Below are 16,691 nucleotides of genomic sequence, written 5' to 3'. Positions count from 1 at the left end.
CCGCTTTTTTTGTTGCCATATTCCCCCTGAAAAAATAATTGTGTCTGAGAAAAGACGTTGCTATAATAAAATAATAAGCAGTATCAATTAAAAGGAGGTATTTGAATGATCAAACGATTGGGAGCATTGCTCTTAAGTCTGCTGATGATCTTTAACGGATCAGCGGCCTTTGCCATGACTGCCGAGACAGGCGGTCTGAAGCTACAATTGGAAAATACGACAGGGAGTTACATAGAGATTGCCGTCGAACCCAAGGAAGAGGCCGGAAACATCATCGGCGTCACCACGGATTCCGTTTTTAAACACGACAAAATCGGAAGCAAGAATCAAATCGGATGGGTGCAGGGGAAGCAGTTTTCAGTTGAAAACGGAAAGCTTGCGATCAATCCTCTGAAAAATAAACATACCTTGAGCCTACAGTTCAAGGACAAGACCCTCCACTACATTTTCAAGGACGGAAAATTTGAACCCATCGATGTGGCCCATCCGCCTAAGGGAAAAATCCACGTCAAGCTGGAAGGCTATTTCGAAGGGGCCTTGGTGGGCCAGAGAAAATACGACGCCACCAGCGGCGCCACCGGCTCCGTGACGGACAATAAAAATTCCGATATTAAAGTATACGCCCAAGTGACGGAAGAGGGAGAAAAGCCCAAGGCCTCGGCCTGGAAAGAACTCTCGAAGTCCGATGTGGAAGTGGACAAGGGCAAGACGAAAATCACCCTGGACCCGAAGTCGGGCATGAAGGCGTCCTTTAACGCCTCGGATTCATCCATTACCTTGGCGGGTACGCCGGATAAGGTAGGTGAATACCCGGTTCGCGTGGAACTGGTGGATATTTACGGACGAAAGGCCACCAGTAACGAGGCGTGGTTCTCCGTTTCGGATATCGAGTCGGTCTATCTGGATTCGATTATGAAAAATGTAAACACGCGGCTGAAGACCACTGCCAACGGGAAGGTGCTCTTTAATCAAGAGCCCTGGTACATCGCCTACTTTAACGAGAAGAATCGCGGCGCCGGCCAATCCTATACGGTGCCGAAAAATATCAATCTGTGGCAAGGATCCCACGAAAGCGGGACCTACGGTCAATTAGGCTTGGTCCTCCCCGTAAAGGATCGACCCAATCGACAAAAGCACGAGTACAGACCCGACGAAGACCGCCTGCCCATACAGAATCTCGTTTTAAACGAAGGCACGAATCTGACCCTGGTCAACATGAAGGTCTTTTCCGGCGTGAACATCGTCGTCAACAAAGGAGCCACCCTCACCGTTCACGATTCCTCGATTTACGGGAAAATCACTGTCAACGGCGGGCGACTGCGCATCAATTACGACCCCGAGGGAAAAATGATCGGCGATTTTAAAAAGCCTACGGGAGAAAAAGTGGTCTCCGGCTCGTCGATACAGGGGCAAATCATTTTAAATGACGGTGCCGTCTTGGAAGATTCCTACATCTATTCCAACACCAATAACCTAACCGACGCCGGTCGCGCCATACAAAACACGCGGCCCGTGGTTCTCGTCAAGGGCCACGCCTTTATCAAAGGGAATGTCTTTGTCAAAGGCGATGAATCGCCGACAGGCAATGAAGCCGACGGCAAGCCTTACCGCGGGCAAAACGCCATGACCATCGACGGCGGCTCCCTGACGGTGTTGGATCGCTCCGCAATTTACCTCTATGGCGGGGGTACCTCGGCCACCACATCCCGCGGCGGCCACGCCCTCACCTTGGCAAACGACGGGAAAGTTCTCGGCAAAGGCGAGCTCATCGCCCTGGGCGGCAGCGGCCATTCCCAAGAAGGCGGCATGGCCGTTTCGGGCAAGGGACTTATTTCCACTGCCGTCGCCTACCTAAGAGGCGGAAACGGCGCCGGTGAAACCCCGGCAAAAGAAAGAAGCGTCGCCATCGCCAACAATGTGGTGGGAAAAACCATCGACGGCGGCCGAGGCGACTATCCCGAGTATTGGAGCCATTCCTCCATTCCGAAAAAATTAGATAAAAAAACCATCGGCAGCGAGTGTATCGATCCCGCCGGTGCCAAACCGGAAGAAGGCAGACCGTCGCCTCTGCCCGAGGAGGAGAAACCGAAAAATAAAACCAAGCGGGTCGAGTTCGTGACCAATCAATTCCATCGCTACTCCATCCAAGTAGAGGGCAAGAGCGACGATTCGAAGCTGTGGCTCGAAAAGCTGAAACAGGGCCAAGGCACCGTCACGGTCAAAGGCGAAGCCTTCAAGCCCGTCGCCGACGAAAGCAAGGGCTTTAAAGTCGAAGGTACCACCCTTTACATCTACGGACTCAAGGTAGGGGATGAAGCGGATATAAAAGTCGAAGGATTTGTTCCGGTAAAGCTTAAGGCCGTAGCTACGGACAATCCCCGAGTGCTCTATCGCCTGGAAAAGGCGGGGGCCGAAGAAGAAGACAAGCCCTATGTCCCCGAGGATGAAAAAGAAATCACGGAAGAACGCGTAGAAGCGGCAAAAAAATTCATAAAGGAACTGGTCTTGGACGAAAGCGCCTTGGCTGCCCCCGGCGTCAACACAGGTCGCAACTCATCCACTATTACTGAATTTAAAAAGGCCGTAAAGGATGCCAAGGCCCTGGCGGCGAAAGGGAATCTGAGCCCGGCGGAGAAGAACGTCTTGGTCAAGCTCGCCGAAAGCAAATTTAAAGACTACACCAAAAACATCCTAGTCGACATGAAATTGGAGTCGTCGAAAACCGTGGCCAATCGCCACGACGACACACGCCTCCACGCCGTCCTCTCCGGCGGAGAAGTCGTCTACACTTCCGCTTTGGAAAATTTATCGAAAGCGGGCAATCCCAAGGTCAAGCTCTATCGCATCGACAAAGAAAAATACGAGGCCGATGCCCAAACCGGCGCCACGCCGAAATTTGAAGAAGCACCCTTGGACGAAAAGTATTACGACGTGAAGCAAGTGGATGGCTGCTATCATGTTTCCGTAAAGGAAAAGGAGCTGAAGAAAGCTTTTCCGAATACGGCTCTGGTAAAAATCGTCTTTTCCATGGAAGTGGCCAATGGCGTAGCCGTGGAAAACGCGGACTTCGTCTTCCTGGGCAAAGAAACCAACAAGCCCAAGAAAAAAGACAAGGATTTGGTGGGCGAAAAGGATCCGGAAGGAAAAGATCCCAAGCAAAAAGACCCCGAGCAAAAAGAAAAGCCCAAGGGCCATTACGAATACCGCCTTACCAAGCGCCCAGTTTCCTACCGGAACAAGGGCGAAAGAACCGTCGCCCCTCAACGCTTTGTGGAAGGCTATCCCGACGGAAGCTTCAAACCCTCGGCATGGGTGACGCGGGCGGAATCGGCGCAAATGGTATTTAAGATGGAAGCCGGATCCGCATCGAAGGATCGGCCGGCCTTTAAGGACGCGAAAGACGCGTGGTACAACGAAGCCATTAACTTCGCCGTAAAAAAAGACATGCTCCTTTCGAAAAACGGCGCCATTCGCCCCGACGAGCCTATGACTCGCGGCGAATTTGCTCGCATGCTCGCCCCGATTCTTCCGAAAAAAGAAGGCAAGCATTCCTTTGCCGATGCGGCGAAGCATCCCTTTGAGGCGGCCATCGAGCAAGCCTATCTCAACGGCATCGTCGTCGGTTATCCCGACAAGAGCTTTAAGCCCGAAAACAAAATCACCAGGGCCGAAGCCGTCGCCATGATGAATCGTCTCTATAAACACTATCTGACCCGAGGCGAACTGGCGGCTCACAGAGAGAAGATTAAAAGCTTCCGCGACGTACCCGAAAGCCATTGGGCTTATTTGGAAATCATGTCCGCCGTCAACTATCCCGATTTGAAAAAGCGGGTGGAAACCTTCGATTGGATACAGACCCGCTACGAAAGCCAATGGGACAGAGTGTGGGTAGAAGACAAAAAGACCCCCGAAAAAAAGCCGGAGGCGAAAAAAGAATTTACTTCGCAGTCCCTCGAAGGCAAGGATACAAAGATCTCTCTAAAGGGAAAATTGACCAAAGGCGCTCGCCTGGAAGTCACGAATAAGACGAAAATAAAAGACGGCGTACTACAGATCATCGTCGCCGAAAGCATTTTGAAAGACTACAAAAAACTGGTGCCGCCGGAAGGAAAATCCTACGACATCGTCGCCTCCTACGACGTGAAGCTCATAGGCGAGTTCGAGGGCGAGTTGGAATTAAGCCTGCCCGTGGATGCCGTCTTTAATGGCCGCCCTGCCCTGATCAAGCACTTGACGGCGGAAGGTGTAAAGACCTATAAGGCCACAGTAGAGAGTGGCCGGGTGACGTGCAAAGTAAAGAGCCTTTCTCCCTTTGCGGTGATTGTTGAAAGAGACAAGGTAGACGAAGCCCTCCTTCAATTGCAAAAGGACCTCGCCGAAAGCATAAAAGAAGCCGAGGCAAAGGATACCGCCGCCTACACGAAAAGCAGTGTCGACGCGTTGAACCTTGCCCTGAAAGAGGCGAAGGCGAAGCAAAAATCAAAGGACAAGGCGGAGCTGAAGGGGGCATTGGATGCGCTGAAGGCGGCGATGAAAAACCTCACGCCTAAGGGCGACGGAGCGGCTCTGAAGGCAAAAATCGACGAAGCCAAGCAGAAGGCCGCCGATGATCGCTACACCGACGAAAGCAAAGAAGCTCTTCTGAACCTCTTGAAAAAGTACGAAAACTACGACTACGCCGACGCCACGAAAGAAGCCCTGGAAGCGGCAACCCGGGCCGTGGACGAGGCCGTAAAGGGACTTAAGCTCATCGAAGTGACTGTAAGCGTCCATAAAGGCGGCGCCGTAGACACGCTGAAAGCTGCCATAGGAGATAAGCTGAGTCAGTTGAAAAAAGGCGATCAAACCTATGTCTTTGCCGATCCCGTGGTGGAAAACAAAGAATTTCTGGGCTGGAAGATCAACGGAAAAGGCGATCTCGTAAAAACCGCGGACTTAAAAGAAATGGTGATTACGAAAGCTGCCTTAGGCGAAAACCATGGGCTGAAGATCGAGGCCTGCTTTAAAGACAAAATGATTTTGAAGAAAGTGCGGATCACGGAGATCCTAGGCACAAAGATGCGCATCGATCCCAAGGATCCCGACAGCAAGCTGTGGATGGAAGGCTTCACAGAAAAGGGAACCATCCAAAAGAAACAGGGTGAGAAAGTCACGGACATGGACAAAAATTCAGTCAGCGTCTACAATAAGAACTCGACGAAATCTCTCACCTTTACCGGTCTAAAGGCGGGCGATAAGGTAAAGATTTCCGTTCCCGGCTTTGAAGACCTGTACCTGAAGGCGGAAGCCGCCGGAGGGAATGCCTGCAAGCTCGTACAAATCAAAGACTTCTCCGAATCCGAGGCCCCGGCCCCTCAAGAGGAGCTCATGCAATTGCAAAAGGACCTCGCCGAAAGCATAAAAGAAGCCGAGGCAAAGGATACCGCCGCCTACACGAAAAGCAGTGTCGACGCGTTGAACCTTGCCCTGAAAGAGGCGAAGGCGAAGCAAAAATCAAAGGACAAGGCGGAGCTGAAGGGGGCATTGGATGCGCTGAAGGCGGCGATGAAAAACCTCACGCCTAAGGGCGACGGAGCGGCTCTGAAGGCAAAAATCGACGAAGCCAAGCAGAAGGCCGCCGATGATCGCTACACCGACGAAAGCAAAGAAGCTCTTCTGAACCTCTTGAAAAAGTACGAAAACTACGACTACGCCGACGCCACGAAAGAAGCCCTGGAAGCGGCAACCCGGGCCGTGGACGAGGCCGTAAAGGGACTTAAGCTCATCGAAGTGACCGTAAGCGTCCATAAAGGCGGCGCCGTAGACACGCTGAAAGCTGCCATAGGAGATAAGCTGAGTCAGTTGAAAAAAGGCGATCAAGCCTATGTCTTTGCCGATCCCGTGGTGGAAAACAAAGAATTTCTGGGCTGGAAGATCAACGGAAAAGGCGATCTCGTAAAAACCGCGGACTTAAAAGAAATGGTGATTACGAAAGCTGCCTTAGGCGAAAACCATGGGCTGAAGATCGAGGCCTGCTTTAAAGACAAAATGATTTTGAAGAAAGTGCGGATCACGGAGATCCTAGGCACAAAGATGCGCATCGATCCCAAGGATCCCGACAGCAAGCTGTGGATGGAAGGCTTCACAGAAAAGGGAACCATCCAAAAGAAACAGGGTGAGAAAGTCACGGACATGGACAAAAATTCAGTCAGCGTCTACAATAAGAACTCGACGAAATCTCTCACCTTTACCGGTCTAAAGGCGGGCGATAAGGTAAAGATTTCCGTTCCCGGCTTTGAAGACCTGTACCTGAAGGCGGAAGCCGCCGGAGGGAATGCCTGCAAGCTCGTACAAATCAAAGACTTCTCCGAATCCGAGGCCCCGGTCCCTCAAGAGAAGCCCATGCCGAAACTGGGCACGCCTTTTAACGGACAGGCCAATGTCCTGAATAACACATCCCCCGACGCCAACACCCTTGCATGGTACAAGGCCCTGTACGAGAAAGGCGTCGTCAAGGCAAACGGCGAAGTGCTCCTGCGCAAGGAGAAATCTAGCGGCGACGAGCGGGGTTACTATTTGGAAAACCCTGAAAAGTATTTGCGGGTGAGCTTCAGACATTTAAAACTGAATGAAGTCATCAGCTTTGAAGTGGAAGGATGGCCGGCCCTGCGCTTTAAAGTGGTGGATTTAAAACCCATCTCCGGTCCGAATAGTGAAAAAGAAGCAGTATTTAAAGCCCTGTAATTAAAAAAGACAAACCTCGAAAGCGGGGTTTGTCTTTTTCTGTTTCATCGTGTAATAGAGAGTAAGGTTTCGTCTTACCGTTCCGCCATAATGGTTTCGATTTCGTCGGGATTGATGCCTACCATGGCTTCGCCGATGTCTTCACTCACTTCGGCGATGACGCGATCGTCCATGTAGTTTTCCACGGCCCGCACAATGGCCTTGGCTCGCTTTTCGGGATTGTTGGATTTAAAGATACCGCTTCCCACGAAGACGCCTTCGACACCGAGGCGGCGCATAAGGGCGGCATCGGCGGGGGTGGCGACGCCGCCGGCGGAGAAGTTGGCCACGGGGAGCTTGCCGTTTTCGTGGACGTAGAGGAGCAGCTCGTAGCTTACGCCCATGTCCTTGGCCAGGGTGTAGAGCTCGTCGGTTTTCGCACTTTTCACGTAGGCGATTTCGCCCATAATGGCCCGCATGTGATCCACGGCTTGGGACACGTCGCCGGTGCCGGCTTCGCCCTTGGTGCGGATCATGGCTGCCCCCTCTTGAATCCGCCTTAAGGCTTCGGAGAGGTTCCTGGCGCCGCAGACGAAGGGGGTGTTAAATGTTTTCTTTTCGATGTGGTGGCTATTGTCTGCCGGGGTAAGGACTTCCGATTCGTCGATGTAGTCGATGCCGATGGCTTCCAGGACCGAAGCTTCTACAAAGTGGCCGATGCGCACTTTGGCCATGACGGGGATCTTCACCGTCTTTTGAATTTCTTTAATCATTTTCGGATCGCTCATGCGGCTCACGCCGCCGGCGGCGCGAATGTCGGCGGGGATTCGCTCCAGGGCCATAACGGCGACGGCGCCGGCTTCTTCTGCGATCTTCGCTTGTTCGGGGGTGGTGACGTCCATAATGACGCCGCCTTTCAGGGAATCGGTGAGCTTAATAAATGCGTCGTTCATGTTTCCTCCTTGTGATTCGTGTCATCTTTACAGTGACATTGTACGTTGAATTTGGTATCATCAAAAGGATCAAACAAATAAAATTTGGAGGGACCAGATTGTTTACCATGCATTTTAACGGGGAGGCGCCCCTTTACGAGGCCCTGTACGAATATATGAAAGAGGCTGTGGCCACAGGCGCCATGAAGGAGGGGGAGAAGCTGCCGTCGAAGCGGAATTTGGCCCGCCACTTGGGCTTGTCCGTGAACACGGTGACCGCCGCCTACGATCAATTGGTGGATGAGGGCTACCTTATCGCCAAGGAGCGAGTGGGCTATTTCGTAGCGGAGATAGAAAATCTCCACAAAAAAATCGCCTCGACATCGGCGGTTCCCGTCGAAGAGGCGCCGGCTTACGATTATGATTTCGACTTAAATAAAAATGCCGACTACCGCTTCCCCGACAATCATTTTAAAAAATGCCTTCAGTGGGCGGCGGAAGAGGAGGCGCCTTTGAATCGAAGGGAAAAGGAAGGGCTTCAGGAGCTGAGAAGTGCCGTGGCCGATTACCTTAAGGCCTCTCGCGGCGTGGACGTGGCGGCGGAGGACATTATTTTAAGTGCGGGCATGGAGTATTTGCTCTTGATTCTCTTTGCCCTTTTGCCGACAGACGCCGTCTTTCGCCTGGAAAACCCGGGCTACATTCGCCTGAAGAAGATTTTTGAGCAGAACAACATCCCTTACGATTTCATGGACGTGGATGCATCCGGCGTGGATCCCGACGCCCTGGCCGATGAAAAGAGCATTTACCTCGTGACGCCCTCCCATCAATTTCCCACGGGGAGCATTTTGCGGGTGGACCGGCGCGTGAAGCTTTTAAACCACGTCAAGGCCACGGACAGCTACATTATCGAAGACGATTACGACAGCGAATACAAGTATTACGGCCGGCCCATTCCCGCCTTAAAGAGCTTAGACGGCGTGGACCGGGTGATCTATATGTCCAATTTCTCTAAATCCCTTTCGCCGACGTTGCGGGTGTCTTTTATGGTGCTGCCGCGGCCTTTGATGGCCCGCTACCGCCGCCTGAGCCCGGTGATGAACTGCCCCATCCCCAATCTCGTGCAGCTGGCGCTGGCCAAGTATATGCGGGAGGGCCACTTGGAGCGCCGGCTCAATCGCCAACGGAAAATTTACGACGAGCGAAGAAAAATCGCCGTGGAGGCCTTTTTAGGCGACGACCTTTTTTCCGTAGACGACAAGCGGGCCGGGATGCACTTTATTCTGACCTGCAAGGTGAATGGAAGCGAGGCGGATCTTCTGGCCTATTTAAAAGAACATCGCATCTACATGAAGGGGCTTTCGGATTTTTCGAAAGACCAAGCACAGGAAGGCGATCCCCGCCTCATCGTGGGCTACGGAAATATGAGCGTGGAGAAGCTGAGAGAGGGGCTCGCCACCTTAAAGTCGCTGATAAAAAATTTTTCCGACGGGCCGTGATTTTTTTGTGGATGAAGCCCCGCATGTGTTACACTGTTTAATAAATACTTTCGAGGAGGAGCCATGGGTTATTTACAAAAGCGTATCGAAGCCGACGGGGTGATCTACCCGGGGAATGTGTTGAAGATCGATTCTTTTCTCAATCATCAAATCGATCCGAAGGTGATGAAGGAAATCGAGGCGGAATTTTACGATTATTTTAAGGACCGAAAGGTGACGAAGGTGCTCACCGTGGAGGCTTCGGGCATTGCGCCGGCCATTATGGTGGCGGCCCATTTCGACGTGCCCATGCTCTTTGCCAAAAAGGCGCGGCCCGCCACATTATTGGCCGAAGATGCCTTTATTACCGACGTGTATTCCTACACGAAAAAAATCACATCCAAGGTCATGGTGAATAAATCCTATTTAACGGCGGAGGATTCCGTCTTGATTATCGACGATTTTCTCGCCAACGGCGAAGCCTCCCTGGGCCTGGTGGATATTGTAAGACAGGCCGGAGCCACGGTAGCAGGCGTTGGCATTTGCGTGGAAAAATCCTTTCAGCCGGGCAGGGCACGGCTTGAAGAGGCGGGGCTTGATGTCTATTCCATTGTGCGCATCGCAGCCATCGATTCGGAAAGTCAACAGATCACCTTTAAAGAAGGGCATTAAAATAGCGGCCGGAAGCGAAAGGCTTCGTGGCCGCTTTTTCTTTAGAAAGTGTCTTTGTGTACCTTGGAGGAGATATCGAAGTATTTTCTGCTTTGAATCCATTCGTCGGGAATGCCGAAGGGAATCAAACACAAAATGCCGTAGTTTTCGGGAATATTGAAGAGCTTTTTCACGATTTCTTCGGAGCTTTCCCCTGCCGAATTGGTTTGTTCGCGAATGTTGATCCAGCTGGACGCGTAGCCTTCGGAATGGAGCAAGAGGCCCAAATAAGCCGAGGTAATGGTGGCTTCTTCGATCCAGGTGGGTTCCGAGGTGTCGTTGCCCATGACCACAATGATTTGCGGCGCATCGGCCAAATACTTCGTGCCGTAGCGTTTTAATTCCGCCAGGGCTTTTTTCTTTTCGGGATCTTCCACCACGAGAAATTCTACCGGATGGGCGTTGGATTTACTCGGACCCATGGACGCGTAGGTAAACAGTTCCAATAAAGCCTCGTCGTCCATTTTTTGATCTTGTTTGTACTTGCGCATGGAGCGTCTTTTCTTCACCATTTCTTTAAAATCCATAGTATAACCTCCTTTTCGCGAAAAAGCTCGCGTAAATAATAGTTTCTATCTTTCTTACTTATACCCAATAAATATCTTTGTAAAGGTTTCACAAGAAGTTCAAATTAAGTGGGTATAGTCGTAGTAACTAAAGGATGTAAAAATGAACAGTTGAAAATAGAAAGGAACACCATGGAACCAAATAGAGATTACGGCGGTGAAATCCCCGAAACCTATCGCGACAGAAGAAAAAAGAAACGGGGCGGCTTTCTCATCCTGTGGGCGCTGATCTTTTCTTTGATCGGCGGGACAGTGGGCAGTGTCGTCACCTATAAATTCATGCCCAAGCCCGCGGTGTCTGCGGGCCTTAGGCCCCAAATTGAGGCGCCGGCGGACAAGACGAGAAAACACGAAGCAGGCGTCGTGGAAAGCGTGGCTCGATACGCCATGCCTTCTGTGGTAGGCATTACCACCTCCACGACGAAAAACACCTTAATGGGCCCTATGGCCGTTCAGGGAAGCGGCAGCGGCTTTATTATTTCCGAAGACGGCTACATTCTTTCAAATGCCCACGTGGTCGGCGCCAAGGGCAACAAGGTTAAGGTGCTTTTAAACGATCAATCGGAAGCCGAGGGCAAAGTGGTCTGGTCCGACGAAACCTTGGACCTGGGTCTGGTAAAGATCGACAAAAAGGGCCTTACGCCCCTTCCTATGGGTGATAGCGACAGCATCAATATCGGCGAAACCGCCGTGGCCATCGGTAATCCCCTGGGCCTTGATTTCCAACGCTCCGTCACCTCCGGCGTCATCTCCGGTCTGAACCGAAACATCGGCGAAGTGCAGGGCAAATACATGGACGGCCTGATCCAAACCGACGCCTCCATTAACGCGGGCAACTCCGGCGGGCCCCTTTTAAACAGCGAAGGGCAAGTCATCGGCATTAACTCCGTGAAGATCTCCTCGGCGGAAGGGCTGGGCTTTTCCATTCCCATTAACACGGCGAAACCCATTGTGGAACAGGTCATGAAGACCGGCGACTTTAAATCCGTGGCCCTGGGGATGAGCGGCTACACCGTGAGCGCCGTGGAACGGAGCGGCTACGATTTAGGCACCGGCGGAAAAGGCGTCATCGTCGGCGGCGTGGAAGCCGAATCCCCGGCTGCCGCAGCGGGCCTGAAGGTCAACGACATTATTTTGAAAATGGGGGATGCGGACATTCAAAGCATGAGCCAACTCCGGCGGGAGCTTTACAAATACAAAGCCGGCGACACCGTGGACGTCGTCGTGTCGAGAAACGGCAAGAAGGAAAGCCTGAAGCTCACCTTTACGGACTATCGTGTCCCCGTGGTGGGCCAAGAAGAAGGCCTGCGGCGACTCATACCCGGACTGAACAACTAAGCAAGAGACCTTGTTTCGGCAAGGTCTTTTTTCATGTCATCGTTCGGATAAGCAGACAAATTAAAAAGAAGCCTGCTGTATTACGTTAAAGTATTGACGAGGGGGGGTAATGTGCTACGCTAAGCGAAAGAGGGAATAAAAAAGCGCTCTTTGCCCATGAATTGACCAAAAAGTTAATCAGGATGTTAAAAGAGCGTGGGTATTTTCGTTATCTAAATTAAAGAAAGGAGTATGAAATGAAAAAAATACTTTCATTGTTTTTAGCTTTTCTCATGCTTGCGGTCTCGTCAAGCAATGCACTGGCTTTAGCTTTCCCTTCGGATAGTGAGCAGAAAAGCGTTCAGGAAAAAATTAACTATTTGAAACATGAAGGCATTATTGAGGGCTATGAAAATGGCGATTTGGCTTTGGAACGCCCGATTAAGCGGAGTGAAATTACTAAGATCATCGTTTATAGCTTAGGAAAAAAAGATGCAGCTAAGCTCATGGAGCAAGAACCTGCTCTCTTCAGTGATATCGAAAACCATTGGGCAAAAGGTGTTATTCAATTTGCAGCTAAAAATAAGAATGCAAAGAATGATGTCACCATGGTGAATGGGTATCCGGACAAAACATTCAAGCCTGAAAAGAACATATCCAATGCTGAAGTATTGAAGATGTTGGTTGCTTTAACGAAGGAAGATCTAAAACCCGAAGATGTCGCCAAGGCACAATGGCCTTTTGATTGGATTCGATGGGCGCTGGAGTTAAAAATCATTGGATATAATAGTGGAATTAACAAGAGCATACTTCCTAATGAGCCGGCAACAAGACAAGATGCTTTTGTGGCACTTTACAATGCTTTAAGTCGCTACGGAAAGGGCACATCGAAGGTTCCTGAATTTGTGCCTAATGTAATAATTACTCCGGGTGATGAATCCAATGGGAGAAATACTCCAAATCCTCAACCGAATCCGGGGAAAAAGCCGGGCTCACCTGAACAAAAAATTGAAGAAGAGATTAAACGAGAAAAAGAACCCGATAGCTTAAAAGACATTGGTAAAAAGTTGAATGAGTCGCAGATCGTTATTGAAAATCTCGATACTTCATACACTTTGAAGACGCAAGAAGATGCCGTTCAGGCGAAAGGGAAGTTAATTTCCAGAGACGAATTAAAGTCGGTTCGAGCAAGAATCATCGATCCGTCAAAAAAAGAGGCGAAAGAGGTCGATGTAACGGTAAACGGGAAAAACTTTACTTTGAATCTTAAGGATTACGCCATCGGTTCAAACAAAGTCGATGTTTATGCTGTTACAGACCGCAATGAACTTGTTCGGAAAACCTTCTTCTTAGAAAAAGAGTCGAAAAAAATTACGGTAAAAGACAGCTTGGTCGTTGTTCCAAAAGAGAAAGGAAGCAATCAACCGAAAGATATTCAGATGATATTTTCTAAAACTAAAGGAAAATATTATTTGGGTGTTAACCAGACATCGGATGTTTTTAAGAAGATTCAGGAATCTTTAAAAACAGACGCCCACCCCATTGTCATGGTAGATTTTGGCGTGAAACAGTCATTTAAGATTTCGGATAAAAATACCGTCGCGCACCGGGATGTTAAGAACGATAATAAGTACAACGATCCGATCCAAGTTGACAAAGTATTTTATGCGGTGACGGACGCCAAGTTTGACGAGTTGTTAGCGGATAAAGCGCTAAACATTAGCGCTACTTCCAATACTAATGCCGGAGAGATTGAGCTTTTTATTGATCAAGAAGGCATTCAGGAGGCCTTGGCACATGTTGACTTTGCAAGCAACCAGCTAGTGGGTAGCCCCGCTGATAAGTTAATGGACGCGGAAGGTCAAAAGACAGCACAGCTCGTGGAAAAGAGTAACGCAGAAGATTTCATCCAATTGCCGCCGTCTCCTAAGGGAAAAGAAACTATTGATGTCAATTCTCTGCACGGTGGCAAACTGCAATTAAAAGGAAAAGGTTTTGAACACGAGAAAAAACTGAATGACACCAAAGTTAGCTACTGGGGATCGATCCATGGTGGAATGGCCAATTCGGTAAAATTAAAAGAATTGCCAAAGGAATACTGGGAATGGGCACAAAAAGCATTCAATTGGGTGATGGGAAAAGACGTCAGCCATGAGGCTTATTCCGAGGTGGCGCTGAATGTAGCCGGCGGCACAAACATCAACAACGCGATGGACGGAGACTCAGCCCAAACGACTTTAAATGGGGAGATCTTTTATAACTATTTGGCGCAAACACTTGCCGATGTAAAAATTCAGCATTCGAGGGAAGGACTAAAATTACTTCATGCCGGTTTGGCGGAACGGCAACAAATGGACATGAAGTTGAATCTAAAGTTCAATGAAAAGGTTAATTTTACGCGCTTTCTCAGGAGTTTGGGTCAAGAAAAATCAAATGACTTTATAACGAAGAAATTAAAACAAACGAATAATTTTTCTAAGGATAAATACTTTTTAGGTTATGCTAAAATTCCCTTGTACCCCGGAGGGCAGGTGGCAATTGAGCAATCTACAAAAGGTTCTATTGGCGAAGTTAGCGATATGCTGGCATTATTGGCAGCAGTTTATATCAATGTTTACGGAGAATTAGAAGTGGAACTGATTAGTGAAAGTCAGTTAACGGACAGTTCATCTGTAAATGTCAATGTTTTCGATAAAAAGTTTGAGAACGAGACAGTCTATCTAATCCAACAGGTTCAACAAGAAAAAGATGTGCATATAAGCAATCGAGATGTCGGTAAGCGATTTAAAATGATCGCTATTACAAAAAAGGATTTAGAGGAAAAGAAGCACAAAAGATTAGAGGGTCAATTAGAAACAAATGCTGATCTCGGTGCGGAATTCTCCCTATTATTGCTAGGAACACGTCCGGTATGGCTTGATGGAGGCTTACGCCATAAAGCCATCTATCGTGGACACATCGATATAAAACAAAGCTACCAAAATGGAAAAGAAAAATTGAATGATCTTGATATGTATGGAATGATGAGCCACGGGGCTTGGGTTTACATGTATGCGGATTTCGATCTTGCAGGACTTTATCAGGGTCACCACACATTGTTGGAAGAACAAATCTATGAGCTAAAAAGAGAAACGGCGTTAACGGCCGATAAGGCAGAACAACTGGACAAGAAGATCAAGGCGATAGAAGAGTACTTGGCTAAAATCGAAGCGATTGAAGAGAGAGCGGATTTTAAACAGACACAAAAGTCTCCGTCGATCAAGCAAATCGATACGTTAAAAGCCAGAGCAAAAGACACAGTGCTTTATGCAAAAAATAAGGCAAACAGAACGCCGAGCAAATACCAAGCGACCATGAAAAAACTGGACGTTTCTCTGGATCAAGTAAAGGGTTTATACAATCAATTAACTTCAAAACTAAATGAACTTGTTCGGCTGTTAGAGCAAGCAAAGGCGCTGAGACGGACGGCCGCATACCAAAAGATTGATCAGACGGATAAGGATGCTTTAAAAGAAATAGAAACGCAGTCCCGCGTGTATGCCATAGGAAACAATTATGGGGATTGGTCAAACGACGAAAAGGCGGCAGCATCAAATAAAAAGGTCAATACATGGATTGAAAGCTTGGAAAGTATTATTCAAAAAATTCAAGACAAACAAGAAGATGAACCCACGCCGCCGAACCCACCGACACCGCCCGTACCTGATCCGGGCGAACCTAAACCGCCGAATCCGCCCGCACCTAATCCGGATGAACCTAAAGAGCCGGACGTGGTCACTGTAGGCGATTATAGATTTGATCGTTCAACGGGAACCATCGTTCAATATATAGGCGAAAAGACAAGGGTGAACATCCCGAGTCAAATAGCAGGTGTAGAGGTCAGGATCATCGGCGACAGTGCATTTTCTCCGTGGAACACGGAGAGACCTGTGTTGACATCAGTGACCATCCCTGAAACAGTTGAAGAAATACAAAAGGATGCATTTAGGCAGAATAAGTTGCAATCGATTGGATTGCCTAATGGCCTTCATACCATTGGAGAGGATGCCTTTGCAGGAAATCAATTGATACGGGTTAATATCCCCGAATCGGTTATTGAGATTGGAGACGGTGCATTCCGACAAAATAAACTGGCGCAGGCGATTCTTCCTGATTCCGTTGAAAGAGTGGGCGATAGCGCCTTCAGTTATAACCCGTTAAGAAAGGTAAAAATTTCAAATCGGATGACGGTAATTGAAAAATACACCTTTAAGGGAGATGATTATTCTGACACGACAATAGGAGAACTGACCATCCCTGATTCCGTTGAAAGAATCGAGTCGGAGGCATTCTATCAGAGCGGAATAACGAAGTTAACACTGCCTGACTACGATGCGGAGATGGAAGGGAAAGAGCTCGCGATCGGTGCCTACGCATTTGAGTTGAATGATCTAACAGAGTTGTATATTCCCAGATCAATCGTAACGATTGGGGATAGAGCCTTTGCCTTTAATAAAAGAATGAGAAGTCTGGACATTTCGGATTCAGTTACCCGTATAGGGGAATTCGCATTTTGGAAGAACAGTCTTGTCGAACTAAGATTGCCGAGCAATCTCGAAGTTATTGAGAGAGGTGCATTCAGTACTAATATATTAAGTGAATTAACCATACCGAACACGGTAACTGAGATTGGAGAAACTGCATTTTATGACAATGACCTATGGGTTTTGCGAATTCCCGATTCTGTAACAAAAATTGGGGATGGTGCCTTTAAACTAAATAAGAGATTGAAAAGCGTAGAATTACCGTCACATACTGTGATTACAGAAGGATCCGGGTATGGAAGCTTTGACGAGGATGTCATTATCACACGACGCTAGTTTTTAATGACTTGGCACAAAAATTGACATTAAATTTCACGAAATCGAAATCAGCATTTAGTGTAGTTCTTTAAAATCGAGTAAGCATTTTGCTTACTCGATTTTTCGTGCAATTAAGTATGAACA

Annotated in this window: 7 protein-coding genes; 5 read left to right on the top strand and 2 right to left on the bottom strand. The window is 48.8% G+C overall.

Annotation, left to right across the window (positions count from 1 at the left end; translation table 11 throughout):
• Positions 1–105 precede the first annotated feature (105 nt).
• The gene (locus KO087_RS04855; RefSeq protein WP_215508176.1) at positions 106–6,723 is read left to right on the top strand and encodes an S-layer homology domain-containing protein; all 6,618 of its coding nucleotides are present in this window, start codon (positions 106–108) and stop codon (positions 6,721–6,723) included.
• 74 nt (positions 6,724–6,797) lie between these two features.
• On the opposite strand, the gene pdxS is transcribed toward KO087_RS04855, so the two are convergent.
• The gene (gene pdxS, locus KO087_RS04850; protein WP_215508175.1) at positions 6,798–7,655 is read right to left on the bottom strand and encodes a pyridoxal 5'-phosphate synthase lyase subunit PdxS; all 858 of its coding nucleotides are present in this window, start codon (positions 7,653–7,655) and stop codon (positions 6,798–6,800) included.
• 107 nt (positions 7,656–7,762) lie between these two features.
• Here pdxS and pdxR point away from each other — a divergent pair, with 107 nt between their 5' ends.
• A complete protein-coding gene (gene pdxR / locus KO087_RS04845; RefSeq protein WP_251374920.1) occupies positions 7,763–9,133 on the top strand; it encodes a MocR-like pyridoxine biosynthesis transcription factor PdxR in 1,371 nt (456 codons plus the stop codon).
• Positions 9,134–9,196: 63 nt separating this feature from the next.
• Positions 9,197–9,784, top strand: coding sequence for a xanthine phosphoribosyltransferase (locus tag KO087_RS04840; RefSeq protein ID WP_215508173.1), 588 nt, complete (start codon positions 9,197–9,199; stop codon positions 9,782–9,784).
• A 41-nt stretch (positions 9,785–9,825) separates the two neighbouring features.
• Here KO087_RS04840 and KO087_RS04835 read toward each other — a convergent pair whose 3' ends face one another.
• The gene (locus KO087_RS04835; RefSeq protein ID WP_215508172.1) at positions 9,826–10,350 is read right to left on the bottom strand and encodes a nitroreductase family protein; all 525 of its coding nucleotides are present in this window, start codon (positions 10,348–10,350) and stop codon (positions 9,826–9,828) included.
• A 171-nt stretch (positions 10,351–10,521) separates the two neighbouring features.
• On the opposite strand from KO087_RS04835, the gene KO087_RS04830 reads away from it, so the two are divergent.
• Together KO087_RS04830 and KO087_RS04825 are read left to right on the top strand one after the other, a co-directional pair.
• Positions 10,522–11,727, top strand: coding sequence for a S1C family serine protease (locus KO087_RS04830; RefSeq protein ID WP_215508171.1), 1,206 nt, complete (start codon positions 10,522–10,524; stop codon positions 11,725–11,727).
• 236 nt (positions 11,728–11,963) lie between these two features.
• Positions 11,964–16,565 (top strand): leucine-rich repeat protein, encoded by a 4,602-nt coding sequence (locus KO087_RS04825; RefSeq protein ID WP_215508170.1) that lies wholly within the window; start codon positions 11,964–11,966, stop codon positions 16,563–16,565.
• The last annotated feature ends 126 nt before the right edge of the window (positions 16,566–16,691 follow it).

Origin of the sequence: Peptoniphilus rachelemmaiella, assembly GCF_943169845.1 — a bacterium.
GTDB classification, from domain to species: domain Bacteria; phylum Bacillota; class Clostridia; order Tissierellales; family Peptoniphilaceae; genus Aedoeadaptatus; species Aedoeadaptatus rachelemmaiella.
Note: the sequence above shows the minus strand (reverse complement) of the source record. Positions and strands in the feature narration are given on the sequence as shown.

Bases quoted from the DNA above. Each gene is read 5' to 3' on its own strand.
- KO087_RS04855 (WP_215508176.1), top strand. From the start codon at position 106: ATGATCAAACGATTGGGAGCATTGCTCTTAAGTCTGCTGATGATCTTT.
- pdxS (WP_215508175.1), bottom strand. From the start codon at position 7,655: ATGAACGACGCATTTATTAAGCTCACCGATTCCCTGAAAGGCGGCGTC.
- pdxR (WP_251374920.1), top strand. From the start codon at position 7,763: ATGCATTTTAACGGGGAGGCGCCCCTTTACGAGGCCCTGTACGAATAT.
- KO087_RS04840 (WP_215508173.1), top strand. From the start codon at position 9,197: ATGGGTTATTTACAAAAGCGTATCGAAGCCGACGGGGTGATCTACCCG.
- KO087_RS04835 (WP_215508172.1), bottom strand. From the start codon at position 10,350: ATGGATTTTAAAGAAATGGTGAAGAAAAGACGCTCCATGCGCAAGTAC.
- KO087_RS04830 (WP_215508171.1), top strand. From the start codon at position 10,522: ATGGAACCAAATAGAGATTACGGCGGTGAAATCCCCGAAACCTATCGC.
- KO087_RS04825 (WP_215508170.1), top strand. From the start codon at position 11,964: ATGAAAAAAATACTTTCATTGTTTTTAGCTTTTCTCATGCTTGCGGTC.